This is a genomic window from Streptomyces venezuelae (assembly GCF_008642315.1).
GTDB lineage: Bacteria > Actinomycetota > Actinomycetes > Streptomycetales > Streptomycetaceae > Streptomyces > Streptomyces venezuelae_D.
On record NZ_CP029192.1, the window covers coordinates 1,813,888 to 1,838,381 of the forward strand.

A 24,494-nucleotide genomic window follows, 5' to 3' on the forward strand; every position below is an offset into this window, starting at 1 on the left:
TCATCCGGCAGGCGGCCTGTCGTGCCGCAGGTCGGCGAAGAGCCGGGGCGCCTTCCTCGGGTCCCACTTCAGGACGTTGCCCTTGGACGTGGGGATGCCGATGCCGGACACCGGCACGTTGAGCCGCCTGCCGTGTCCGCCCGAGACGCTCCGCACGGCGCGGAACATCCGGCTCAGATCGCGCAGGCTCATGTCCTCGTCGACGATGAGCGTGTCGAGTCCGGCCTGCGCCGCCGGGCCGATCCGCGTGGGGTCGAAGAGCGTGTCGGGGCGGGCGGCCTGATGGGCGAGGGTCGACAGGAGTCTCTGCTGGTTCTTCGACCTGCCCAGGTCGCCCTCCCGTTCCTGGTGGCGCTGGCGTACGTAGGCGAGTGCCTGTCCGCCGTTCAGGGTGTGGCAGCCCTTGCGCAGGTCGGCCCCCGACTTCTCGTCCTTGATGTCCCGGTCCAGGCACATCCGTACGCCGCCGATGGCGTCGACGATGTTCACGAACCCGGCGAAGCCGATCTCCGCGTAGTGGTCGATGCGCAGGCCGGTGTTCCGCTCGACGGTGTGCGCGAGGAGCTCGGGACCACCGTAGGAGAAGGCGGCGTTCAGTTTGTCTCCCTCCGGACGCTTCGTCTTGCCCGTCGTCGTGTCGAGGCGGCCGGGCAGGGTGACCCAGGAGTCGCGCGGCAGGCTGACCATCGTCGCGCCGTTGGCCCCGGTGTGGAGCAGCATCATCGAGTCGGTGCGCCGCCCGCCGCCCCCGCCCGCGTGCAGCTCCTTCACGTCGTCCTCGGAGAGGCCGTCGCGGCTGTCGGAGCCCACGATCAGGTAGTTGGTGCCCTCGCCGGGCGGCGGACGGTTCCCGTACGCACCGAGTTCGACGTCGCGCCGGAGCTGGGTCTCGGCCCAGCCGTACGTGCCGCCCGCCGCGACGACCGCGGCGGCCAGCAGGACGAGCACCGTCCGCCGCAGCCGTCTGCGCTTCTTCGGCCTGCGGGCGTGGGCGCGCCGGGGCCCGTAGCGGGAACTGGGGCGCTCGGCGAACCGCTCACGCGTGACCGTGGGGTCCGTCTGTGTCATGTCCGGCTCCCTTGCAGACTGGGCCGCTCCTCCTCGGGCGGCGACGGGGGCGGCGCCTCGACCAGATACGGGTCGGCCGTGCCCGCGCGCTTCATGCTGTGCCACTTCAGGCGGGTGCCGAGCAGCGCCGTGATCACGGAGTGGATGACCACGAGGTACATCAGCTGCCGGTAGACGAGCTGCTGCAAGGGCAGTGCCCACAGCACCCGCAGCCGTTCGCGGTCGAGCCGCAGCGCGTACGCGGCGGTGACCAGTTGCACGGAAAGGAACCCGAACCAGACGAGGGCGGCCTCCACGGGGTCGCGGAACACCGCCCCGAACAGGGCGAACAGGTCGACGACCGGCGCGCACAGCGGCAGCACGATCTGGAACAGCGTGACGTAGACCGCCACGCGGCGGCCGAAGCGTCCGGCGGGACCGAGCTCCGTCAGCGCGCTGCGGTGCTTCCACATCGACTGGAGGGTGCCGTAGCACCAGCGGTAGCGCTGGCGCCACAGCTGGCGGATGCTGGTCGGCACCTCGGTCCAGGCGACCGCCGACTCCGCGTACACGACGCGCCAGCCTGCCCGCCAGAGCGCCATCGTGAGGTCGGTGTCCTCGGCGAGGGTCTCGTCGCTGACACCGCCGACGCCCATCAGCGCGTCCCTGCGGAAGGCGCCGATCGCCCCGGGCACGGTCGGCATGCACTCCAGGACCTCGAACATCCGCCGGTCGAGGTTGAAGCCGAGGACGTACTCCAGGTGCTGCCACTTGCCGAGGAGACGGCGCCGGTTGCCGACCTTGGTGTTGCCGCTGACCGCGCCGACCGCCGGGTGGGCGAGCGGCTGGACGAGGCGGGCCAGCGCCTCGGGTTCGAAGATCGTGTCCGCGTCGACCATCACGACGATGTCGTGCCGCGCGTACGCGAGGCCGGTGTTGAGGGCGCTGGGCTTGCCGCCGTTGGGCTGCCTGATCACCGTCACCCGCGGGTCGGCGTCGGCGATGGACTCGGCGATGTCGGCGGTGGCATCGGTCGAGCCGTCGTCGACGACGATGATCTGGAAGTGCGGGTAGGTCGAGGCGAGCAGCGAGTACACGGTGGAGGCGATGCCTGCCTCCTCGTTGTACGCGGGCACCAGGACCGTCACAGGGTCGCGCACCTCGCGCAGCCGCGGCGCTCCCGGCCGGTACCGGTGCAGTCTGCGCACGTGGAGCCGGGCGAACACCGCGAACAGGAGCATCCGCAGCACGCCGAGCACACCGGTGAGGGTGAGCGCCCACACCATCACGGTGAGGAAGGCGTGCCCGAGCTGCTGTGTCCAGACCAGGCCCTGGCCGTTGATCTCCCGCGCGACCGGGACCTCGTCGTTGAACGAGGCCCTGCCGAGGCCACCGCTGATGGTCGTGAACCGCTTCACGCGGTGGTCCCGCAGCAGGTCCTGGGCCTCGTGGTAGCCGAGGTCGGTCTGGCTGTGCTGGGTCACGACGCCCCGCCACGGCTTGCGGTCCTTGTGGTCGGAGGCGACCACCAGATAGCCCTGTTCCGCCGCCCGCTTCGCGGCGGGCCACTGGGGGCCGCAGAGCGTGTCCGCGGCCGTGGTGTGCGGCAGCCGGAGCAGGGTGGTGCCGACGCCGGCCGTGCCCGCGAGCGCGGTCTGGGTGAGGGACAGTTCGAGGCGTGCGCGCAGCGGCGACGCGACACCGAGGTCACCGCCGCTGTACGTGTACGAGCCGATCTCGTGGCCCTCGTACAGGATCCGTCGCATCAGCTCGGGGTGTTCGGCGGCGTCCTTCCCGTACACGAAGAAGGTGGCCCGCGCGTGGTGCCTGCGCAGCAGGTCGAGCAGGCGCGGTGTCCACACCGGGTCGGGTCCGCCGTCGAAGGTGATCGCCGCGGTGCCCGGTGGCATGGCCGCGGTGGTGACTCCGTCCGGGCCGAACCGCAGCAGCGGCTTTCCGTCGTCGGCGTCGCGCGGGATCGGGCGGGTGCACGGCGGCTTGGCACGCGCGGCGTCGACCTGGTGGGTCGTCCAGCCCTCGAAGAGGAGGGCGACGGCGACCACCATGAGGACGAGCAGGAGCACGAGCCAGTGTCCGCGTGGGGGGCGGCGGACAGCGGCGCGCCGGCTCACTGCTCCGCGCCTCCGGCCGGCGGTCGGCCGGATCTGCCGGTGGGCGGGCGGTGGCGGTCGTCGCCGTCGTGGTCTCCGTGCACCACGTCGGCGCGCGTTCCCGTCGTGCTCGGCGGGTGCGTGCCGACGGGGTCGCGGAGGCCGTCGATCAGCGTGCCGACGAACAGCAGATAGCCGAGGCAGGCGCAGCCGACGAGCAGCGCCATGCCTTGCAGCGCGCGTCTGCGCAGTCCCGACTCGTCGATGAAGACGGGCGGTTGTGGCTCGACGGCCGGTTCGGGACGTCGAGCCACCGGCGCCGCGCGCGCCGTGTGCGGTGTGCCGGCTATGTGGGGGGTGCCTTGCACTGGTGCTCCTGATCTGCGGCCGCGCGACGCGCGACTCTTTGTATGTGGGGGTCCCCGACCCTACTCGGGCACCCACGGGCCGGGGCAACAGGCCGATCGAGCAGGCAAGTCGAGGCGAAAAGGTGCAGATCAGGCCAGACGGGCCCGGGCAGATCAGGTCAGACGGAACGTGAGGCGACAGATCGCCGCGTCCGTGTTTCTGCGCACAGCGCGGGCGACCACCGCCCCGCGCCGGTTCTGCAGGATCCGCTGCCAGCGGCGGGCGGGTTCCGTCTCGGGGATCAGGACCGTGACCCGGGCGCCCGGGTGGGTCTCGTGGACCTTCCTGACGTACGCCGCGACGGGACCGCCGACGGTGCGGTGCGCGGAGGGGAGTTCGACGAGGTCGACGCCCGGGTTCCACAGCTCCCAGTCGCGGCGCAGCGCGGCAGCCGTCTCGCGGTCCGCGGGCTCGTCGTACGTCACGGTCACCGCGCGCACCTCGTCGCCGAGCGAGACCGCCGTGTTCAGCGCCTCGCAGGTCAGTCTGGACAGGCCGACGACCGGGACGATCACCAACGAGCGTGCGCGGCACGGGGGTTCGGGGACGCGGCCGATGCCGAGCCGTTCGCCGATCCGCGCATAAGCGCGGTGGACGGTTTCGAAGGCGAGCACGAGCAGTGGCAGCGCGATCACGATCAGCCAGGCGCCGTCGTGGAACTTGGTGGCGGTCACGACGACCGCGCCGACGCCGGTGAGCAGCGCTCCCGCGCCGTTGAGCAGTGCCTTGCCGCGCCGGTTCGTGCCGCGCTCGCGCCGCCAGTGCAGCACCATGCCGGTCTGCGCCACGGTGAAGCCGACGAAGACTCCGATGGCGAACAGCGGCACGAGGGTGTTGGTGTCGCCGCCGGAGAACAGCAGCAGCGCGGCCGAGACGGCGGCGAGCGCGAGCACGCCGTGCCGGTGCACCTGACGGTCGGCCTTCAGCGCGAAGACGTGCGGCACGTAGTTGTCGCGGGCGAGCAGTTCGAGCAGGACGGGCAGGCCGCCGAAGGAGGTGTTGGCGGAGAGCGCGAGCAGCACCATCGTCGCGAACTGGACGACATAGAAAGCCCAGTTGTGGCCGAGGGAGGCGTCCGCGAGCTGGGCGAGGACGGTGACGCCGTCGGCGGGCCGCAGCTCGAAGCGGGAGATGAGCACGGCGAGCCCGATCAGCATCGCGCCGAGCAGCCCGCCGAGGACGACCTCCGCGTGCTGGGCGCGCCTCGCCCTCGGCTCGCGGAACGAGGGCACGGCGTTCGCGATGGCCTCGACGCCGGTCAGCGCCGAGCAGCCGGACGCGAAGGCCTTGAGCAGGAGCAGGGCGCCGACCGTCGTGGCGTTGTCGGCGACGACGGAGGCGTGGCCGTCGGCGGCCTCGGTCGAGACCGGGCCGTTCCGGAACAGGCCGACGGCGATGAGCGTGACGATCGCGACGACGAACACGGCGGTCGGGGCGATGAACACCTTGGCGGACTCGACGATCCCCCGCAGGTTCACGGCCGTGATCAGGGCGAGCACCGCGAGGCAGATCACCAGCCGGTCGCCGTACAGCTCCGGGAAGGCGGAGGTCAGCGCGGCGACCCCGGCGGTGACGGCGACGGCGACGTTCAGTACGTAGTCGAGGACGAGGGAGGCGGCGGCGACGAGGCTCGTGCGGCGCCCGAGGTGCCGCTTGGCCACGGCGTAGGAACCGCCGCCGTCCGGGAACGCGGCGATCACCTGCCGGTACGAGGCGACGAGCACGGCGAGCAGGCCCGCGATGGCGAGGGTGACGGGGAGGGTGAACCCGAGGCCGTGGCCGCCCGCGGCGGCGAGCACGAGGACGATCGCCTCCGGGCCGTACGCCACGGACGCCAGCGCGTCGAGGGAGAGTGCGGCGAGCCCGGTCAGGGCGGTGAGCCGGTGCTTCTCGCCGGGGTCCGGGCGTGCCTCGGCGCTCTCGGGGGTGGCGGGCCTCGCAGTCAGGATGGACATGGGCCCAGGTTCCGTCCACCGGAGCTGTTCGCGGCTCGTCCCTTACGGACCTTTCATGCGGTGGAACCGGTTCCTGACGGCGTCCTGACGGGGCCGCCGGTCAGGCGCACCGGAAGTAGCAGTGGGTGGTCGTGCCGAGGGCCTGGTCGGTGTGGACGCGGACGAGGTCGGTGAGCACGTGCACCATGAGGAGGCCCCGCCCCCCGTACTGGTCCTTGGCCGGGGAACGGCGGCCCGCGAGCGGATCGGTGAGGACGCCCGCGTCATGGACCTCGCAGACGACGTGGCCGTTCTCGGCCCAGACCCGTAGCGCGCCCGATCCCCCGCCGTGCACCACGCTGTTGGTCGTCAGCTCGGAGACGACCAGGGCGAAGTCCTGCAGCCGGGCCGCGGGCATGCCGAGCTCGGTCGCGCGGAGGATGGCGAGATGCCGTACGTCGGACAGTGACTGCCGCGCGTACGCCGTCTGCGGCACGCCGTCGGGGGCCGTCAGGGGCTGGTTGTAGCGGGAGACCACGGCGTCGGGCGCGTAGGCGGCGCTCGGGTCCGTCCGCCCTCGGCGGATGACCGTGGGGTGGGTGGCGTGCGCGTCGGCCAGGACCGTTTCCGCGAGGCCCGCCTCGTCGTAGGGGCAGAGAATCGTTGCTTCACGGCCCTGGAACGCCAGGTTGATCAGCGCCTCGTGCTGGGCGCAGGCCGGGTACTCCGTCGGGGTGCGCCCGGCCCAGACGGGTTCGCCGATGATGCGCGCCCGCCGGCCGGGATGGGCGTCGGCGAAGGCCCGCAGCACGCGCGGGATGATCCGGCCGGGGTTGCGCCCGACCTGCGACATGTCGAGCAGCCGGACCTGTTCGGCCCGCTCCCCCAGCGCGTCCCTGATGCGTTCCAGATTGGCCCCGGGGACCGCCACGGCCACCGCGTCGCCCGCGTCGAGCCCTTCGCGGACGAACGGCACGGTGCCCGCCAGGTACTCGTCCGACCCCCGGTAGAACAGCGCCGGGTGGACGAAGGACTCGGTCTGGGTGGGGGCACTCATGGGGGCGGCACCTCGATTACCGGCGGATCGGGCCGGAGCGGCTCCGGCGGGAGGGTGGCCCATTATCCCTCACGTGGCTCGAACCGACGGTGAGTTGAAATGGAACGAGGGCGGCCCGTGGCCCGTGCCGCAGCCGCGGGCGCTTGCCGTGCGGGCGGTGCCCTCCGTGCATAACCTGGCCGAAACCGAGCACAGAGGGGCGCGGAAGGGAGTCGAGGTGAGCGAGAAGAACGAGAAGCGAGAGACCGGCAAGGGCGGTGAGGTCGCCCTGCGGACCTACCGCGACAAGCGGCACTTCGGCAGAACCGCCGAGCCGAGCGGCGAGCACGCGCCCCGGGACACGGACGGGGAGGCCACCGGCGACGAGCCCTCGTTCGTGGTGCAGATCCACGACGCGAGCACGATGCACTTCGACTTCCGTCTGGAGGTCGACGGCGTGCTCAAGTCGTGGTCGGTCCCCAAGGGCCCCTCCACCGATCCCCAGGACAAGCGGCTCGCCATCCCGACCGAGGACCATCCCCTGGACTACCGGGACTACGAGGGAGTGATCCCCGAGGGCGAGTACGGGGGCGGGACCGTCATGGTCTGGGACCGCGGCACGTACCGGCCCACCAGCCACGACAAGCAGCACCGTGCCGTGCCGTTCGCGCAGGCCCTGGAGAAGGGGCACGTCACGTTCGAGCTGCACGGCGAGAAGCTGCGCGGACAGTACGCGCTGACCCGCTTCCACGGCAGGGAGGAGCAGGACGCCTCGTCGGGCGGCAGCGCGAAGCCGACGTGGCTGCTCGTGCGGACCGGCCACCGCTCGGGCGGCGGCACCCCCGATCCCCGGCGCGCCCGCTCGGCCCGCAGCGGCCGTACGCTGCGCCAGATCGCCGAGCAGGGCTGACCGCCGTGGAACAGAGCGCGCTGGAGGCGCTCCCGCCCGACCTGTCGAGCCGTACCCGCGAGGCGGCGCCGGGCGTCGAGCTCGCGGCGTCGCCGATGCTGGCGACGCTCAGCGACCGGCGTGACTTCCCGCGGGGCTGGGTCTTCGAGAGGAAGCTGGACGGCATCCGTGTCCTCGCCGTCCGCGAAAACGGGAAGGTGACGCTCCGGTCCCGGTCCGGGCGGCGGCTCGACGCGACGTACCCGGAGATCGTCGAGGCGCTCGCCGCGCAGGAGTGCGCGGACTTCACCGTCGACGGCGAGATCGTCGCCTACGCGCAGGGCCGCACCGACTTCGCCCGGCTCCAGCAGCGCATGGGCCTCACCCGGCCCGCCGACGTCGCGGCCAGCAAGGTCGCCGTGACCTACTACGTCTTCGACCTGCTGCGCCTGGACGGCACGGACGTGCGGCGGCTGCCGCTGCGCACCCGCAAGTCCCTGCTGCGCCGCTCGGTCACGTTCGCCGCGCCGCTGCGCTTCAGCGCGCACCGCAACGCGGGCGGCCCCGAACTCCTCGCCGACGCGTGCCGGCGCGGCTGGGAGGGGCTGATCGCCAAACGGGCCGACAGCACCTACCAGGGGCGCCGCTCCGACGACTGGCTCAAGCTGAAGTGTTCCCGGGGGCAGGAGTTCGTCGTGGGCGGCTTCACGGAGCCCGCGGGCAGCCGGGTCGGCATCGGCGCGCTGCTGCTCGGATACTACGAGGAGGGGCGGCTGCGGTACGCGGGCAAGGTCGGCACCGGCTTCGACCACAAGACCCTGATCGCCCTGCGCCGCGAACTCGACGAACTCCGGGTGGACGCCTCGCCGTTCGAAGGGCGGGTGGCGGAGCGGTCCGCGCGGTGGGCGCGGCCCCGTCTCGTGGCGCAGATCGCCTTCTCGGAGTGGACACGCGACGGCATGCTGCGCCACCCCCGCTATCAGGGGCTCCGGGACGACAAGGATCCCGGCGCCGTCGTCAGGGAGCGTACGGAGCCCTGACCAGCGGCCTCGGCTCGGCCTTGCGCCACGCGTCGGCGGCGTGGTCGTACACGGCGAGGCCCCGCGCCTCGAAGGCGCGCAGCCAGCCCTCCATCGGCCAGCTGCCCCAACGGCCCTTGTAGATCGCCCCGTTGCGCAGGATGTCGTCGATGTGCTGGACGGGAGGCTGGTGGGTCGGGTGGTGCTGGTGGTAGGCGGGGGCGCCGCCCACCCACCACAGGTCGACTCCGCGGTGGGCCGCGGAGACGGCGAAGTCGGTGTCCTCGCCGCCGTATCCGGTGTAGGCCTCGCAGAAGCCGCCGACGTGTTTCCAGGTGCGGGCGGTCAGGGCGAACGACAGGGACCAGAACAGGTGCGGGTCTCCCCCGCGCAGGACCTGGCCGTGGGCCGGGATGGGGCGTGCGGGGTGGGGCTGGGCCAGGTTGTGGAGCTCGTCGAGACGGTAGCCGCCGCGCGGCGGGGGCGGCAGGTGGGCGACGGTTCCGCACAGCAGCGCCCAGTCGCGGGCGGCGTTGACGTAACTCTCCAGGAGGGTCGGCCCCGGTACGCAGTCCACGTCGAGGAACACCAGCAGATCCGCGCCGAGCGCCACGGCCCGCGCCGCGCCCTCGTTGCGTGCGGCGGCGAGCGGCAGCCGGCCTTCGGCCAGCGGCAGCGTGACCACTTCCGCGGCGGGGTCCTTGCGCGTGGCGAGCGGGCCGATGGCCGGGTCGTCCATGGAGACGACCACGTAGTGGTCGGGGACGCGCTCGCCGCGGGCGAGCCCGGCCTGCTGGAACAGCAGGTGGCGGTGGCGGCCCGCCGCGAGGGTGATCACTGCGGTACGCATACGGTCCTCCTGGTGGGCCGGGCGGCCGCCTCGGCGAGCGGCGCGGCCGGCGATCGGCCAGGCGCCGCACGCCGTCCGGCTCTCGCTCCGGCTCCGGCTCCGGCTCCGGCTCCGGCATGGAGCAGTGCCGTACGTACACGTGGCCCGCCGGTACCGATGCGACCCGGATTTCCGGGGCGGGCGTGCCGGACGCCGCTGCTCCTTCGAACACGGGGACTCCTCAGTGCGGGGGCGGGGCACCTCCCTCCAGTTTGTAGAGAACCACCGCATTGCGCATTCGGAGCGGAACGGAGCGTAAGGGCGGCGCGGGGTTCATGGGGCGGGTCGGCGCGTGCCGCCGCCGCGGCGATCGCGTGCGTGGACTTGTCACCGGGCGGGATCCGGGTACCGGGCCCCCATGGGCAACATCCTCGTGGGCACGTGTTCGTGGACCGATCCGGCGCTGGTCCGCAGCGGCTGGTATCCGCGCGGGCGGCGGGACGCGGCTGGGCGGCTGCGGTACTACGCCGAGCGGTTCCCCGTCGTGGAGGTGGACTCGACGTATTACGGGCTGCCCGGCGAGCGCAACAGCAGGCTCTGGGCCGAGCGGACGCCGGACCGCTTCACGTTCGACGTGAAGGCTTTCTCCATGCTCACCGGGCATCCCACGCGCCCCGCCGCGCTCCCCGCCGACCTCCGCGACAGGCCCCGGGACGCGGCCGTCCTGGACGAGGTGTGGGCACGGTTCACCGCCGGGATCGAGCCGCTGCGGGAAGCCGGGCGGCTCGGGAGCGTGCTGTTCCAGTTCCCTCCGTGGCTGCGGCCCGGCGAGCGCGCCGACGAGCTCCTCGCACAGACCGCGCGGCGCACGCGGGACTGGCCGGTCGCGGTGGAGTTCCGCCACCCCGACTGGTGGCGCGAAGGGAACGCCGAGGCCACGCGCGCGCTCCTGGCCGCACACGGCATGGCGGCGGTCGCCGTCGACATGAACCAGGCGGCGCCGGCCGCCGTGCCGCCGGTCGCGCCGGTCACCGCGCCCGCGCTCTCCGTCGTACGGTTCCACGGCCGCAGCGTGTCGTGGGGACAGGGCAGCAAGGAGGACCGGTTCCGTTACGCGTACGACGAGGACGAACTCCGCGCCTGGCTGCCCCGGCTGCACGCCCTCGCCGAACGGACCGACGAGGTGCACGTCCTGTTCAACAACTGCTGTGCGGACGCGGCCGTGCGGGCCGCCGAGACGATGACGCGCCTGCTCGACCAGGGCGGTACCGAGCACCGTCCCTGATGGGATAAGATCAATATCGCCTCCTCAAGCCGGACTTCCGGTCGGGGGACAGGCGTTGGTCGTCCAAGGAAAGACGCCCCGCTTCCTGCGGGGAAATGCAGGTGCAAGGCCTGCCCAGCGCTCCAGAAGAAGCCCTGGACTCCGTATGCCGGAGTCCAGGGCTTCTGTCGTCTCCGGGCACGAAACCGCGCAGGCAGGGCATCAGAGCAAGGGAACACCTGGCGGCATCCGCGCCGCCGACGTGCAAGAAAGAGCAGCCCTATGGACAGTTCACCGTCCGCCGTCCACGGAACGCCCGCGCTGGCACCGCACGGACGCAAGGGGGACTCCGGCTCCGGCGCCCCGTCCACGTGGGCCCTGCGGCGCACCGCCCTGCGCCGCACCCCCGTGTCGATGTGGGACGACGACGTGTCGGACTGGGCGGCGGCCCTGACGTACTACGCGATCCTCGCCCTGCTCCCCGCCCTGCTCGTCACCGTCAGCCTCATCAGTCTCGTCAGCCCCGCCACGACCCAGGCGCTGATCGCCGAGGTCACGGACTGGGCCCCCGCCGAATCGGGCCGCTCCCTGCACCAGGCGCTCAGCGACATGGCGGACGCGCGCTCCGCCGCGCTCACCGTCGTGATCGCCGGCGCCGTCAGCGCGCTGTGGTCCGCGTCGAGTTACGCGGCCGTGTTCCGCCGCGCGCTGCACGCGATGCACGGGGTGGAGGACTGCCGTCCCGTGTGGCGGAAGGGCCACCGCGTGGTGATGACCGCGGTCACGCTGCTCGGCCTGCTGGTCGCCAGCGCGCTGCTGATCGTGCTCAGCGGTTCGGTCGCCGAAACCGTGGGGCAGCGCATCGGCCTCGGCGACGCGGGCCAGACCGCGTGGGCCGTCCTGAAGTGGCCCGCACTGGTCTGCCTGGTGGCGCTGCTCGTCCTCGTCCTCTACCGCAACGCGCCGCCCGAGGCCCGCGGCTGGCGCCACATCCTGCCCGGCGGGCTGCTGTCCGCGCTGCTCTGGCTGCTCTCCTCGGGCCTGTTCACGCTGTACGCGACGGTGTTCGGCACCTACGGCAAGCTGTACGGCTCCCTCGCGGGCATCGTCGTCTTCCTGGTGTGGCTCTGGGTGTCCAATCTGGCGCTGCTCGCGGGGGCGCAGTTCACGGTGGAGGTCGAGAAGGCGCGGGGCATCACATCGCCTTCTCCGGGTACCGGATGAAAGGTTGATGCCACCAGAGGGCAACCGCCAGAGGGCACCAGAGGGACTGCCACAACAGGGACTCGGGGACTCACGCATGGACACATCTTTGGAAGCGCTTCTCGACCGGGTGCGGCAGCGGGGAAGTTACGCCGACCGCCAGCAGGCCGCGGGCGCCGTCGAGAACGTACTGATCGTCCTCGGCACGCACCTGGTGGGGGACGACCGCACCGATCTCGCCCGACTGCTGCCCGACGGATGCGGGGCCGCCCTGCTGTCCGACGCGGAACCCGCCGCCGAACCGCTGTCCGCCGCGGAGTTCGTCGACGCGGTGGCCGCGCGGACGGCCGAGGACACGGCGGGCGCGCGCCGCGCCGTCACCTCGGTGCTCGGCACGGTCGCGGACGTGGCGGACGACGCGCTGCTGCGCCGTGTCCTCACCCAGCTCCCGCCCGGGCACGCGGGACTGTTCGGCCGTACCGAGCCCGCTTGAGGGATCCGAGGGACCAGGAGGCGCAGATGGCACGGACAGGACGTTACGAGGGCGACCGGCGTGCGGCGCCCATGTCGCCGCTGGCCCGGGTGGTGACCATGCTGCTGGCCTTCGCCTTCATGGTCGGCTTCGCCGTGGTGCTGGCCCGTCTGACGCTGCAGCCGTCCGCGAGTTCGGAGGCGCTGACCCACAGCAACTTCACGCCGGGCGACTCCATCGACGCGTATCTCGCGCAGCCCGCCTTCCGCGACACCGTCAAGCAGCTCGGCGGGAACATCCTGCTCGGCGTGCCGTTCGGGGTGCTGCTGCCCGTGGTGCTCCCCCGCACGCGCGGGTTCGTGCGGGTCGGGATCGCCACGGCGGTGACGATGGTGCTCGTCGAGCTCGCGCAGGGCGCGTTCGTGACGGGCCGCACCTTCGACATCGACGACGTCATCCTCAACACGGCCGGCGCGCTGCTCGGTTACCTGCTGCTGGGGCGGCGTCTGGGCCGGGCCATCCACCCGCGCCGGCGGCACTGGTGGCACCGCTTCACGCGGCGGAACACGGTCGACGCCTGAGCGTCCGCTCCCCGCCCCGCCCTACGCGTCGGATTGCTCGTCCGCCTATTCGGCGAGTCGGCCCATGCCCAGGCAGTGCAGCGTGGCCGCGGACCGGGGGCAGGCGCCTCGCACGGCGAGAGTGCCTCCCACCGCCCTGAGGGCCCGCAGCGTGCCGAAGAAGACGCCCGCGCCCTCCCGGGCGAGGTAGGTGACCTCGGACAGGTCCACGATCAGATGGCGGCAGCCGTCCTGGACCAGATCGCGCAGCTGCGCGGCGAGGGAGTCGGCCTCGCGGGCGGTGATCTCGCCGCGCAGGCTCACGCGGACCAGGCAGCCGGTGACGAGCACCCGTGCGATGCCCGCGCGGCGGAGCCTGCGGGCCGTGCCGGGGCTGGGCAGCCAGGGCGTTTTGTGGGTCGTGCGTCCGGCGGGCGCGACGGGATCGCCCTCAGGGGCGGGAATGTGATCAGAAGCTTGCACGGGACAGACCTTCCGGCGGTACGCCGCCTGTCGGCCGAGACGGGCCGAAAGGTACTTCTTCATACTTCTTCCATACGTCTATACCACGCACCCCAGGGGTTCCGCCAGAGGTCTACTCCACTGCTCCCGGCTCCTGCGCGCCCAGTACGGCAAGCTCGGCGCGGATCGCGCCCCGCATCAGGTCGCGTGCGCGGTCGATGGGCAGCCCGCCGCTGAGCCAGCGCATGCTGAGCCCCTCCAGCTGGGCGGTGAGGCGCTCGGCGGCCTCCGCGAGGGCGGGCGCGGAAGCCGTCGGGCGGACCGCGCCGAGGAGCGCGGACAGCTCCTGCACCCACACCAGGGTCGCCCTGGCCAGGTCCCCCCTGAGCGCCTCGTCGAAGACGGCACTGGCCCGCAGCTCACCCCAGGCGGCACTGTTCTCCCTGACCTCCGGGGTGTCCTGCAGCTCCAGGAGCAGGGTCTCCATCAGCTCCTCGCGCGGATCCGGCGGCGCGGCGCCCTCGTCGCGGGCGGTCGTGTAGCGCTCGGCGCGGTCGTTGATGAACTCGAGCGTGTGGCGCAGGATCCCGGTGCGGTCCTTGAAGTGGTAGTAGATCAGCCCGGTCGAGACGCCCGCCTCGGCGGCGAGCTCCTCGACGCGCAGGCCGCGGACTCCGCGGCGGGCGATCAGCCGTGCGGCCGCTTCGAGGATCTGGGTGGTGCGGGGCGCCATGGACCAGACCCTACCGACCACCGCACCGACGCGGCGGGCCACCCCGCGCCGCCTCTTTGACTGAATTTTCAGTCCGTGTCAGAGTCGGAGTACAACCTTCGAGAGCGGAGTCCAGCCGTGCCCCCTCCCCTGCCCGCCCGACGCTCCGCCCTGCGCGCGCTCGCCGGCATCGGCGCCGCGGCCCTCGGCGCCTCCGCCTGCCAGAAGGCCGGGGCCGCACCGGCGCCCCGGATGGGCGCCGAGTGGGAGAGCCACGCGCGGACCTTCATGTCGTGGCCCGCGCTGGACTCCGTGTGGGGCGAGGACCTCCCCCACGTACGCGAGGACATCGCCCGGGTCGCACGGGCGGTCGCCGAGTACGAGTACGTCGTGATGATGGCCGGGCCCGACCAGCGCGCGGCCGCCCAGAAGGCCTGTGGGCGCGACGTGGAGGTCATTCCGCTGGCCGTGGACGACCTGTGGGCGCGCGACACCGTGCCCGTGTTCGTGGAGGACGGGGACAAGGTCACGGGCGTCGACCTCAACTTCAACGGGTGGGGCGACAAACAGGTGCATACCCATGACGCCCGGGTGGGCCGCGCCCTCCTGTCCGAATACCGCATCCCCCGCAGGAAGGCGCCCCTGGTCGCCGAGGGCGGGTCACTGGAGACCGACGGCGAGGGCACGCTCCTCGTCACCGAGAGCTCGGTCGTCAACGACAACCGCAACCCCGGGAAGAGCCGGGACGACATCGAGGGCGAGCTCAAGCGGACCCTGGGCATCGAGAAGGTCGTGTGGCTGGCCGGTGTGCGCGGTCAGGACATCACCGACGCGCACGTGGACAGCCTCGTACGGTTCACCGAGCCGGGCGTCGTGCTGCTCGACCGGGCGCACCCGGACACCCCCGCCGACGTCTGGTCACGCGCCGCCGACCAGGCCAGGGACGTACTGAGCGGGGCCGAGGACGCCAAGGGGCGCCGGTTCGAGATCGTCGACCTGCCGCAGCCCGACCTGTCGAGGATCACGGGCGAGGGCGACGACTTCGTGTCGACGTACGCGAACTTCTACGTCGCCAACGACTCCGTGTTCATGCCGGAGTTCGGGGACCGGAAGGCGGACGGCAGGGCGCGGAGCATCCTGCGCGAACACTTCCCCGGACGCGATGTCGTCCCGGTCCGGATCGACACCATCGCGTCCGGCGGCGGTGGCATCCACTGCTCCACGCACGACCAGCCGGGCAAGCCGGTCGACTGAGCGCGTCAGTCGGCGGAGGTGAGTTCGCCGCTGAGCCTCTCGTACCGCTCGGCGCTCGGCCGGTTGAGGCCGATGATCTCGACGCTCTTGCCGCGCTGCTCGTACTTGGTGGTGATGGCGTCGAGCGCGGCGACCGTGGAGGCGTCCCAGATGTGCGCGGCCGACAGGTCGATGACGACCCGGTCCGGGTCCCCGGCGTAGTCGAACTGGGTGACCAGGTCGTTCGACGAGGCGAAGAACAGCTCGCCGGTCACGGAGTGGACCACGCTGCCGCCGTCGGGGGCGGTGACGGATGTGACGTTCGTGAAGTGGGCGACGCGCTGGGCGAAGATGACCATCGCCGTGATCGTGCCGACGACGACACCGATGGCGAGGTTGTGCGTGGCGACCACGCAGACCACGGTGACGACCATGACGACGATCTCCCCGGCGGGCATCCGCTTCAGCGTCTTCGGCGCGATGGAGTGCCAGTCGAAGGTCGCGAAGCAGACCATGACCATCACGGCGACCAGCGCGGCCATCGGGATGTCGGAGACCACGGGTCCGAAGACGACGCAGAGCACCAGCAGGAACGTGCCCGCCAGGAACGTGGAGAGACGGGTGCGGGCGCCCGACACCCGTACGTTGATCATCGTCTGGCCGATCATGGCGCAGCCGCCCATGCCGCCGAAGAACCCCGTGACGATGTTGGCGATGCCCTGGCCCACGGACTCGCGGGTCTTGGAGGAATGCGTGTCGGTGATCTCGTCGACGAGCTTGGCCGTCATCAGGGACTCCATCAGGCCGACCAGCGCCATGGCGAGCGCGTAGGGGGCGATGGTGGTCAGCGTGGCCCAGGTGAACGGCACGTCGGGCAGGCCCGGCACCGGCAGGGACGAGGGCAGCTCGCCCTTGGCGCCCACCGTCGGCACGGCGATGCCGGCGGCGACCGTGATCGTGGTCAGGACGACGATGGAGACGAGCGGCGCCGGGACCACCTTGGTGACCTTCGGGAAGAACACCATGAGCGCGAGCCCGCCGACGATGAGCGGGTAGACCGCCCAGGGCACGTCGTGCATCTCCGGCACCTGCGCCATGAAGACGAGGATGGCGAGGGCGTTGACGAAGCCGACCATCACGCTGCGCGGCACGAACCGCATCAGCTTGGCGACGCCGAGCGCGCCGAGCACGATCTGGAAGACACCGGCGAGAACGACGGCGGCCACCAGGTAGCCGAAGCCGTGCTCGCGGTTGAGCGGCGCGATCACCAGGGCGACGGCGCCGGTCGCCGCGGAGATCATCGCGCGGCGGCCGCCGACGACCGAGATCGTGACGGCCATGGTGAAGGACGCGAACAGGCCGATCGCGGGGTCGACCCCGGCGATGATCGAGAACGAGATCGCCTCGGGGATCAGGGCGAGGCCGACGACGAGACCGGCGAGGATCTCGGTCCGCCAGACCTTCGGGTCGGACAGCCAGTCGGGGCGCAGTGCGGAGAATGTGGGCGTGGGCAAGTAGGGCTACCTGGGGAGTGCGGGAGAGGACCGCCCACTCTATAGCGGCCCCCTGACGGCGGGCCGACACGCCGCCCCTTCCCCGCAGGTCAGCGGCGGCTGCGTACCAGCAGATACAGGAAGTACGGCGTGCCGATCACGGCGGTCATCAGGCCCGCGCCGAGCTGCGCCGGTGCGATCACCGTCCGCCCCGCCAGGTCCGCGACGCACACCAGGATGGCGCCGAGGAGCACGGCGACCGGGATCACGCGCACGTGCTGCCTGCCGACGAGCGCACGGGCCGCGTGCGGGGCGACGAGTCCGACGAAGCCGATGGTGCCGGCGGCGGCCACGGCGGTGGCGCTCAGCAGCACGCTGAGGACGAGGAGGCCGAAGCGGCCCCGGCTCAGGTTCAGGCCGAGCAGGCGGGGGGTGTCCTCGTCGAGGGAGACGAGGTCGAGTTCGGTGCGCCTGACGACCGCGATCGTCAGGCCCGCGGCGAGGACGAGGGCGAGGGGCACCACGTCGGGCAGGGTGCGGCCGTAAGTGGAGCCGCCGAGCCAGGTGAGCGCCTTCGTCGCGTTGAAGGGGTCGGTGAGGATGATGAGCATGCTGATGACGGCCGTCGCGCCGGTGGCCACGCCGAATCCGACGAGGACGAGCCGGTTCTGCCCGAACCCGCCCTTCGCCGCGAGGCCGAAGACGAGGACGGCGCTGACCGCGGCGCCCGCGAACGCGCCGCCCGCGATGGTCCACGACCCGGCGGCGGGCACCGTCGTCACGAGGAGCACGGCGCCCAGCGCGGCGCCGTTCGTGACGCCGAGGACGCCCGGCTCGGCGAGTGGGTTGCGCGTGACGGCCTGCACGAGGGTGCCCGCGAGGGCGAGCGCCGCGCCCGCGCAGAGCGCGGCGAGGACGCGCGGCACCCGGGTGTCGAGGACGAAGGAGACGGTCTGGCCCGCTCTGCCCTGCGCCCAGTTGACGACGTCACCCATGAGCAGCTTGCTGTCGCCGACGAGGACCGCGGCCACGGTCAGGCCGACCAGGACGGCCACGAGGACGACGGTCGTGACGATGAAGACGCCGCGGCTGCGGATGCGCAGCCGGTCGGGCTGGGCGGCGCCCGCCGTGTCCCGCACCCGTGCGGCCATGACGACCAGGAAGAGGGCGCCGAGCAGGCTGGTGACGACGCCCGTCGGCACGGCGACCGCGACGTCGGAGGGCACGACGGCGCGGAGCAGCACGTCGGAGGCGAGGACGAGGGCCGCGCCGGTGAGCCCCGCCAAGGGGAGGCTCGCGCGGGAGCGGGTGAACGCGCGGAGCTTGCGGGCGAGGGGGCGCACGAGGGCGGGGGCGCACAGGCCGACGAAGCCGATGGGGCCCGCGAGGGTGACGGCGGAGGTGGAGAGGAGCGCGGCGAGGACGACGGCGGTGAGGCGGGTGGAGCGTACGGGGACGCCCACGCCGCGCGCGGCGTCGTCACCGAGTGCCAGGGCGTCGACCTTGCGGGCGAGGAGCAGCAGCCCGACGAGGCCGACGACGGCGACGGGCAGCATCTGCAGCACGCCGTCGAAGCCGTTCTGCGCCACGCTGCCCTGGTTCCACTTGTAGAGGCCCTCGGTCTCCTGCGGGAAGAGCTGGAGCAGCCCCTCCGTGACGGCGGTGAGGCCGAGGGTGAGGGCGCTGCCCGCGAGGACGAGCCGGACCGTGCCCGCGCCGAGGCCGGAGAGGCCGAGGACGACGGCCGCGGCGAGGAGCCCGCCGGCGAACGCGATGCCGGAGGAGGCGAGGAAGGGCAGGGAGATGCCGGTGGCGGCGGCGATGCCGAGCGCCGCGTAGGAACCGGCGTTGACCGCGAGGGTGTCGGGCGAGGCGAGGACGTTGCGGCTGACGGCCTGGAGTGCGGCGCCCGCCATGCCGAGCACGGAGCCGACGAGGAGCGCGGCGGTCATGCGCGGCAGCCGGGAGGCGATGACGACGGAGCTGTCGGTGGTGTCGGCCCGGCCGGTGAAGGCCTTCCACACCTCGGGGGCTCCGACGGCGGCGGTGCCCTGGGTGATGTCGACGACGGCGAGCGCCGCGACGAGGAGGAGCAGTGCGGCCGTCACCGCGACCGCGCCCGTCCGGGACGCGGCTGCCGACGGACGGGTGGCGGGAGCGGTTGCGGTGACGGCCATGGTGTTACTTCTTCAGCGCCTTGACGACGGAGTCGACGTACTGGTTCATCGACTCGGTGCCGCCGAACATCCAGATGCCGTCGGGCAGCCGGTGCACGTTGCCCTTCTTCACGAACGGCAGGGACGTCCACACCTTGTCCTTCTTCAGGACGCCGGTGAACGGGTTGCTGCCCTTGTCGTCCTCGTTGCCGATGTAGGCGAAGTGGACGTCCTCGTCGAGCTTGGTGAGGCCCTCGACGTCGGTGGCGCCGAGGCCGTAGGCCTTGTCGCCCTTGACCTTCCAGTCGTTCTTCAGGCCGAGCTTCTTGTTGACGGCGCCGATGAGCGAGCCGTCGGTGTACGGCCGGATGGAGGTCTGGTTGCCGGTGACGTAGCCGTCGGCGAAGGCGTACTTCGCGCCGTCGCGGCCGGCATCCGCGAGCGCCTTCTTGCCCTCGGCGAGCTTCGCCTCGAACTCCTTCTTGAGCTTCGTGGCCTGCTCGGTGGTGCCGGTGGCCTCGGCGAGGAGGTCGAGGTTCTTCGTCATCTGCCCGATGGGGTCCGCGGCGTCGGCGGGGCGCAGGTTGAGGACCGGGGCGATCTTCCGCAGCTGCTTGACGGCGGCGGCCGGCAGGTCGGTGGTCGCGATGATGAGGTCGGGCTTCAGGGACGCGATGGTGTCCATGCTCGGCTCGCCGCGCGTGCCGATGTCCTTGGCGTCGTTCTTCAGCGGTACGGCGCTGTCCCAGGCCTTGTAGCCCTTGACGTCGGCGACGCCGGTCGGGGCGACGCCCAGCGATATCAGGCTCTCGACGGCGTTCCACTCGGTGCCGACGACCTTCTTGGCGGGGCCGTTCTTCAGCGTCACCTTGGCGCCGGTGCCGTCGGTGAGGGTGATCGAGTCGGCGCTCTTCGCGTCGTCGGCGGCGGGCTCGGTGGTGCCGCAGGACGACAGGGCGAGGGCCGCGGCGGTGGCGGCCGCCGCGGTGATCAGGTGGCGTCTCATGAGGTGGTGCTGAGCCTTTCGCTTCGCGAGTGGTGGCGGCCGATGGCGCGGGTGCGCAGGCGGCCGGTGAGGGGGTCGGAGTCGACTTCGATGCGGATGCCGTACGTGTCGGAGAGCCGCTGCGGTGTCAGTACGTCTTCGGGGTCGCCGTCGGCGACGACCCGCCCCTCGTCGAGCAGGAGGATCCGGTCGGCGATGGCCGCGGCCTGATCGAGGTCGTGCAGGACGGCGCCGACGGCGATGCCGTGGTCGTCCGCCAGGTCCCGCATGAGGTCGAGGAGTTCGACCTGGTAGCGGAGGTCGAGGTGGTTCGTGGGCTCGTCGAGCAGGAGCACGCCCGTCTCCTGGGCGAGGCATCCGGCGAGCCAGACGCGCTGGAGCTGGCCGCCGGACAGGTGCTCGGCGCCGCGCTCGGCGAGGTCGGTCACGCCGGTCATGGCGAGCGCGCGGTCCACGGCGGCGCGTCCGCCGGGGTCGGCCTTGCCCCAGCGGCCCCGGTGCGGGTAGCGGCCGAACTCGACGACGTCGCGCACGGTCAGACCGCTGGGTGTGGGGCGGCCCTGGGTGAGCAGGGCGACGTGGCGGGAGAACGCGCGGGCGCTCAGGGCGAGCCCGTCGGTCTCGCCGTCGATGACGAGCTTCGCGGCGCGGGGTCGTTGCAGCCGCGCGAGGGTGCGCAGCAGGGTCGACTTGCCGCTGCCGTTCGGGCCGACCAGGACGGTCACCTCGCCCGGGCGCAGCGTCATGGAGGCGTCGTGGACGACATCGACGCCTTCGTACGCCACGGTGACACCCGTGGCGATGAGTTCATGACCTGGGGGGCGCGGGGCCGCGGCGGTCTCTTCACCTACATGCACGCCGCAGAGGTTAGCCTAACCTAATCATGGATGGGAACAGGCCCCCACTTCCCGGACGCAAGCGGGTATTCGGCCACATCCGCCCCTCTCAGGCGAGGTACGCGACTCTGCCGCGGTCCACCGGGTGGGCGAACCCGTCACCCGCGGCCCAGCGACGCACCTCGGTCACCGCGGCGTCCGCGAGCCGTCGCCACTCATTGCCCTGGGAGCCCGCGATGTGCGGCGTCAGCAGTACGTTCTCCGTGGACCACAGAGGATGGTCGGGCGGCAGGACATCGGGGTCGGTCACATCGAGCACGGCGCGGACGCGACCCGCGGTGACGGCTTCGGTCAGCGCGTCCTGGTCGACGACCGCTCCCCGCGCCGTGTTGATGAGCACGGCGTCGGGGCGCATCGCGTCGATGAGGTCACGGCCGACGAGCCCGCGGGTGGCGGGAAGCAGCGGGGTATGGACGGAGACGGTGTCGCTCCGCGCGAAGAGCGCGTCGAGCGTCACCGGCTCCGCGCCGAGCGCCGCGGCCTCGTCCGCCGACACGAACGGGTCGTGCAGCAGCAGCTTCACGTCATGGGGGCGCAGCAGCTCGATGACGCGGCGGCCGACGAGAGAGGCGGAGAGGATGCCCACGGTGCGGCGGTAGTTGCCGGTGGTGCGGGCCGTACGCGACCAGTCCACCTCCGTGCGCGCCGCGCGGAAGTCGCGGGCGCTCTCCAGGACACGCTTGCCGCTGAGCAGCACCATCGCGACCGTGTACTCGGCGACGGGCACCGCGTTGGCGGCGGCGGCCGACGACACCTCGATGCCGCGCTCCCAGCACGCGTCGGTGATGTGCGACCGGATGGAGCCGGCCGTGTGGACGACGGCGCGCAACCGGGGCGCGAGAGCGAGGACTTCGGAGCCGAGCGGCGGGCACCCCCAGCCCGTGACGAGGAGTTCGGCGTCGGCCAGCACGGATCGCGCGCGGCCGGTGGTGAAGTCGGCGAGCACGGGCGGCGGTTCGAGGTCCAAGACCTCGGCGAGCGCTTCGATGATCTGCGGTTCAAGCACCGCGTCGGCCGCCCGACGGGACATGGCGAGAGCGGCTCTGGGCCGACGGGACGATGGCATGTTCCTCCTCGTGGGGACTGCTCAGGGGCGGAGCCCGGCGGTCGGCGCGGGCCCCGTGCTGCTGCGCACCACGAGCCTCGTCGGCACCAGATCCGTCCCCGGGGTCGCGGGCGTGCGCTCCCGGATCTGGCGCAGCGCCTCCACCGCGCTCCTGCGGCCCACTTCCGTGAAGTCCTGGTGGACCGTGGTCAGGGGCGGAATGAAGTGCGCGGAGTCCGCGACGTCGTCGAAGCCGACCACGCTGACGTCCTGGGGAACGGATCTGCCCTGCTCGTGGAAGGCCCGCAGGAGGCCCAGGGCCATCTGGTCGTTGGCGGCGAACACGGCGGTGCAGTCGGGGAGTTCGGCGAGGGTGAGCCCCGCCTCGTAGCCCGAGTCGGCGGACCAGTCGCCCCGCACCGGTTCGGGGACCCGCCGTCCCGCCTCCTCCAGGGTGGCGCGCCAGGCGGCGGTGCGGCGCTCGCCGGCGTACGACTCCACGGGCCCCGCCACGTGCCAGACCGTCTCGTGACCCAGGTCGAGGAGGTGCCGCACGGCGAGGCGGGCGCCGCCCACCTGGTCGGTGTCCACCACGCGGTAGCGGTCGCCGGAGTCGGTGTCCACGACGACGACGTGCACACCGGGGGGCAGCGTCACGGAGCCCGCGTCGAGCAGGTGCACCTCGATGAAGACGATGACGGCGTCGACGGCCAGCTCGCCCATCCGCGTGAAGGCGCCCAGCACGTTGTCCTGGGTCGGCACGTCGATGGGGATCATGGTGATGGCGTACCCCTCGGCGGCCGCGTGGGTCGAGATCGCGCCCACCGTCTGGCTGCGGCCGGTGGCGGAGAGGTTGAGGAGGATGACGCCGATGGTGTTGAACTGTCCGTAACGCAGGGCGCGGGCCGCGCTGTTGGGGCGGTAGCCGAGTTCGCGCATGGCCGCGAGGACCTGTTCGCGTGTGGACGCGACGACACCGGTGTGACCGTTGGAGACCCGGGACACCGTCTGCGAGGACACGCCCGCGCGCTTCGCGACATCAGCCATGGACACGCGCTGCTTGCGCCGCCCGCCGGGAATCCCCGACCCGCCACGCTGGGCACCGCCGTGCGCGGACAGCGGACTTCCCGGTTCGCTGAGCCCCATCGCTCCTCCTCCTGCTGGAACTTTACTCGTGAGAAACCTTGACCGGCCGCTGTGACAGGTGCCACCGTACGCGTCACCGAAGTTTACGTAAACATTCCGGCACTGACCCCGCCGGACCACCCCTCTGCACAGTCAGCACACCGAACTGCCGACGCATGCCTCCACGGGCCATGTTTACGTAACCATGCCCTCACGCACGAACCTCGAAGGGGAACACCATGCCCATAACCCGGCGTCAGGCCCTGCTCACGGGCGCCGCCTTGGCCGTGTCGTCGACCGCGGGCGCCTGCGGCTCGTCCGACGCGGGCAGCTCGGGTGCCGAGCCGCTGTCCGACGCCGACCTCGGGGCCGCGCTGAAGGCCGGCGGCAGCCTCACGGTCTGGTCGTGGAACGAGCCCCTGCGGAAGACCGTCAAGGACTTCATGGCCAAGTACCCCGAAGTAAAGGTGGACTTGGTGAACGCCGGTACCAACACCGACGAGTACACCGCCCTGCAGAACGCCATCAAGGCGGGCAAGGGCGTTCCGGACATCGCCATGATCGAGTACTACGCGCTGCCGCAGTTCACCCTCGCCAAGTCCCTCACGGATCTGCGCGAGTTGGGAGCGGGCAAGCTGAAGAGCGCCTTCTCCCCCGGTCCCTGGAACGCCGTGGGCGCCGGGGCAGACGGCGTGTACGGGCTGCCGCTGGACTCGGGCCCGATGGCCCTGTTCTACAACAAGGAAGTCTTCGACAAGCACAAGATCAAGGTGCCCGAGACCTGGGAGGAGTACTTCGCCGCCGCCGCGAAGCTGCACGCCGCCGACCCGAAGGCGTACATCACCAATGACACCGGCGACGCGGGCTTCACGACGAGCATGATCTGGCAGGCAGGCGGCAGGCCCTACTCCGTCGACGGCACCAAGGTCGGCGTCGACTTCGCGGACGCGGGCAGCGAGAAGTTCGCCGGCGCCTGGCAGCGGCTCATCGACGACAAGCTCCTCGCGCCGGTGACGTCGTGGAGCGACGAGTGGTACAGGGGCCTCGGCGACGGCTCCATCGCCACGCTGGTGATCGGCGCGTGGATGCCCTCCAGCCTCCAGCTGGGCGTCAAGTCCGCCGCGGGCAAGTGGCGCGTGGCGCCCATGCCGCAGTGGGAGAAGGGGGCCGGCAAGTCCGCGGAGAACGGCGGCAGCTCGCTGGTCATCACCGAGGCCAGCGCGAAGAAGACCCTCGCGTACGCCTTCCTGCGGTACGCGACCGTCGGAGCGGGCGTGCAGTCGCGCATCGACGAGGGGACGTTCCCCGCCACCACCGAGCACCTCGGGTCCCGCGCCTTCCAGGACAAGAAGGTGGCGTACTTCGGCGGCCAGCGCATCAACCGGGTCCTCGCCGAGTCCGCGGAACAGGTCGCCTCCGGCTGGTCGTACCTGCCCTACCAGGTGTACGCGAACAGCGTCTTCAACGACACCGTCGGCAAGGCGTACGTCGGCGGCAGGAGCCTCCAGGAGGGCCTGAAGTCCTGGCAGGACGCGTCGGTCGAGTACGGAAAGGAACAGGGCTTCACCGTCCAGTAGCCCCACGTCCGGCCCAA

General features: G+C 72.0%; 22 protein-coding genes. 8 read left to right on the forward strand and 14 right to left on the reverse strand.

Annotation, left to right across the window (positions count from 1 at the left end; all coding sequences use genetic code 11):
• The 5 genes from DEJ48_RS07655 to DEJ48_RS07675 form a co-directional block, all read right to left on the reverse strand.
• Positions 1 to 1,068, reverse strand: coding sequence for an LCP family protein (locus DEJ48_RS07655; RefSeq protein WP_150215442.1), 1,068 nt, complete (start codon positions 1,066 to 1,068; stop codon positions 1 to 3).
• Positions 1,065 to 3,179, reverse strand: a complete 2,115-nt coding sequence (locus tag DEJ48_RS07660; protein ID WP_150215443.1) for a bifunctional polysaccharide deacetylase/glycosyltransferase family 2 protein — start codon at positions 3,177 to 3,179, stop codon at positions 1,065 to 1,067. Before DEJ48_RS07660 ends, DEJ48_RS07655 begins: the two co-directional genes overlap by 4 nt.
• Positions 3,176 to 3,526, reverse strand: a complete 351-nt coding sequence (locus tag DEJ48_RS07665; RefSeq protein WP_150215444.1) for a hypothetical protein — start codon at positions 3,524 to 3,526, stop codon at positions 3,176 to 3,178. The genes DEJ48_RS07660 and DEJ48_RS07665 overlap by 4 nt, the downstream gene beginning before the upstream one ends.
• A gap of 153 nt (positions 3,527 to 3,679) precedes the next feature.
• Entirely contained in the window at positions 3,680 to 5,521 is a 1,842-nt protein-coding gene (locus DEJ48_RS07670) for an APC family permease (RefSeq protein ID WP_150215445.1), read from the reverse strand.
• A gap of 100 nt (positions 5,522 to 5,621) precedes the next feature.
• Positions 5,622 to 6,557 carry an anti-sigma factor RsbA family regulatory protein gene (locus DEJ48_RS07675; RefSeq protein WP_150215446.1) on the reverse strand — a complete coding sequence of 312 codons (936 nt, stop codon included), beginning with the start codon at positions 6,555 to 6,557 and terminating at the stop codon, positions 5,622 to 5,624.
• Positions 6,558 to 6,774: 217 nt separating this feature from the next.
• On the opposite strand from DEJ48_RS07675, the gene DEJ48_RS07680 reads away from it, so the two are divergent.
• Together DEJ48_RS07680 and ligD are read left to right on the forward strand one after the other, a co-directional pair.
• Entirely contained in the window at positions 6,775 to 7,446 is a 672-nt protein-coding gene (locus DEJ48_RS07680; RefSeq protein WP_223831946.1) for a DNA polymerase ligase N-terminal domain-containing protein, read from the forward strand.
• A gap of 5 nt (positions 7,447 to 7,451) precedes the next feature.
• The gene (gene ligD, locus DEJ48_RS07685) at positions 7,452 to 8,465 is read left to right on the forward strand and encodes a non-homologous end-joining DNA ligase (RefSeq protein WP_411757432.1); all 1,014 of its coding nucleotides are present in this window, start codon (positions 7,452 to 7,454) and stop codon (positions 8,463 to 8,465) included.
• Here the strand turns inward: ligD and DEJ48_RS07690 are convergent.
• Positions 8,443 to 9,294, reverse strand: coding sequence for a glycosyltransferase family 2 protein (locus DEJ48_RS07690; protein WP_150215447.1), 852 nt, complete (start codon positions 9,292 to 9,294; stop codon positions 8,443 to 8,445). The genes ligD and DEJ48_RS07690 overlap by 23 nt on opposite strands.
• A gap of 397 nt (positions 9,295 to 9,691) precedes the next feature.
• Here DEJ48_RS07690 and DEJ48_RS07695 point away from each other — a divergent pair, with 397 nt between their 5' ends.
• From DEJ48_RS07695 to DEJ48_RS07710, 4 genes are all read left to right on the forward strand, one after another.
• Positions 9,692 to 10,558 (forward strand): DUF72 domain-containing protein, encoded by an 867-nt coding sequence (locus DEJ48_RS07695; RefSeq protein WP_150215448.1) that lies wholly within the window; start codon positions 9,692 to 9,694, stop codon positions 10,556 to 10,558.
• Positions 10,559 to 10,819: 261 nt separating this feature from the next.
• Entirely contained in the window at positions 10,820 to 11,761 is a 942-nt protein-coding gene (locus DEJ48_RS07700; RefSeq protein ID WP_150215449.1) for a YihY/virulence factor BrkB family protein, read from the forward strand.
• Positions 11,762 to 11,837: 76 nt separating this feature from the next.
• Positions 11,838 to 12,233, forward strand: coding sequence for a DUF2267 domain-containing protein (locus DEJ48_RS07705; RefSeq protein WP_150215450.1), 396 nt, complete (start codon positions 11,838 to 11,840; stop codon positions 12,231 to 12,233).
• Between the two features lie 26 nt (positions 12,234 to 12,259).
• Entirely contained in the window at positions 12,260 to 12,793 is a 534-nt protein-coding gene (locus tag DEJ48_RS07710) for a VanZ family protein (protein WP_223831947.1), read from the forward strand.
• A 45-nt stretch (positions 12,794 to 12,838) separates the two neighbouring features.
• On the opposite strand, the gene DEJ48_RS07715 is transcribed toward DEJ48_RS07710, so the two are convergent.
• Complete coding sequence (locus DEJ48_RS07715; RefSeq protein ID WP_190537261.1) at positions 12,839 to 13,255, reverse strand: STAS domain-containing protein; 417 nt, start codon at positions 13,253 to 13,255, stop codon at positions 12,839 to 12,841.
• A gap of 112 nt (positions 13,256 to 13,367) precedes the next feature.
• Positions 13,368 to 13,967 (reverse strand): TetR/AcrR family transcriptional regulator, encoded by a 600-nt coding sequence (locus tag DEJ48_RS07720; protein WP_150215452.1) that lies wholly within the window; start codon positions 13,965 to 13,967, stop codon positions 13,368 to 13,370.
• 117 nt (positions 13,968 to 14,084) lie between these two features.
• Between DEJ48_RS07720 and DEJ48_RS07725 the strand changes: the two genes are divergently transcribed.
• Positions 14,085 to 15,200, forward strand: coding sequence for an agmatine deiminase family protein (locus DEJ48_RS07725; RefSeq protein ID WP_150215453.1), 1,116 nt, complete (start codon positions 14,085 to 14,087; stop codon positions 15,198 to 15,200).
• 5 nt (positions 15,201 to 15,205) lie between these two features.
• On the opposite strand, the gene DEJ48_RS07730 is transcribed toward DEJ48_RS07725, so the two are convergent.
• The 6 genes from DEJ48_RS07730 to DEJ48_RS07755 form a co-directional block, all read right to left on the reverse strand.
• On the reverse strand, positions 15,206 to 16,693 hold the full coding sequence (locus DEJ48_RS07730; RefSeq protein WP_150215454.1) for a SulP family inorganic anion transporter: 1,488 nt from the start codon (positions 16,691 to 16,693) through the stop codon (positions 15,206 to 15,208).
• 89 nt (positions 16,694 to 16,782) lie between these two features.
• A complete protein-coding gene (locus DEJ48_RS07735; protein WP_150215455.1) occupies positions 16,783 to 18,849 on the reverse strand; it encodes an iron ABC transporter permease in 2,067 nt (688 codons plus the stop codon).
• Between the two features lie 4 nt (positions 18,850 to 18,853).
• Positions 18,854 to 19,834, reverse strand: a complete 981-nt coding sequence (locus tag DEJ48_RS07740; RefSeq protein WP_150215456.1) for an iron-siderophore ABC transporter substrate-binding protein — start codon at positions 19,832 to 19,834, stop codon at positions 18,854 to 18,856.
• Positions 19,831 to 20,691 carry an ABC transporter ATP-binding protein gene (locus DEJ48_RS07745; RefSeq protein WP_150215457.1) on the reverse strand — a complete coding sequence of 287 codons (861 nt, stop codon included), beginning with the start codon at positions 20,689 to 20,691 and terminating at the stop codon, positions 19,831 to 19,833. Before DEJ48_RS07745 ends, DEJ48_RS07740 begins: the two co-directional genes overlap by 4 nt.
• Before the next feature lie 88 nt (positions 20,692 to 20,779).
• The gene (locus tag DEJ48_RS07750; RefSeq protein WP_150215458.1) at positions 20,780 to 21,796 is read right to left on the reverse strand and encodes a hydroxyacid dehydrogenase; all 1,017 of its coding nucleotides are present in this window, start codon (positions 21,794 to 21,796) and stop codon (positions 20,780 to 20,782) included.
• Between the two features lie 21 nt (positions 21,797 to 21,817).
• Positions 21,818 to 22,921 (reverse strand): LacI family DNA-binding transcriptional regulator, encoded by a 1,104-nt coding sequence (locus DEJ48_RS07755; RefSeq protein WP_411757433.1) that lies wholly within the window; start codon positions 22,919 to 22,921, stop codon positions 21,818 to 21,820.
• 218 nt (positions 22,922 to 23,139) lie between these two features.
• Here DEJ48_RS07755 and DEJ48_RS07760 point away from each other — a divergent pair, with 218 nt between their 5' ends.
• Complete coding sequence (locus DEJ48_RS07760) at positions 23,140 to 24,477, forward strand: extracellular solute-binding protein (protein WP_150215459.1); 1,338 nt, start codon at positions 23,140 to 23,142, stop codon at positions 24,475 to 24,477.
• Positions 24,478 to 24,494 lie beyond the last annotated feature (17 nt).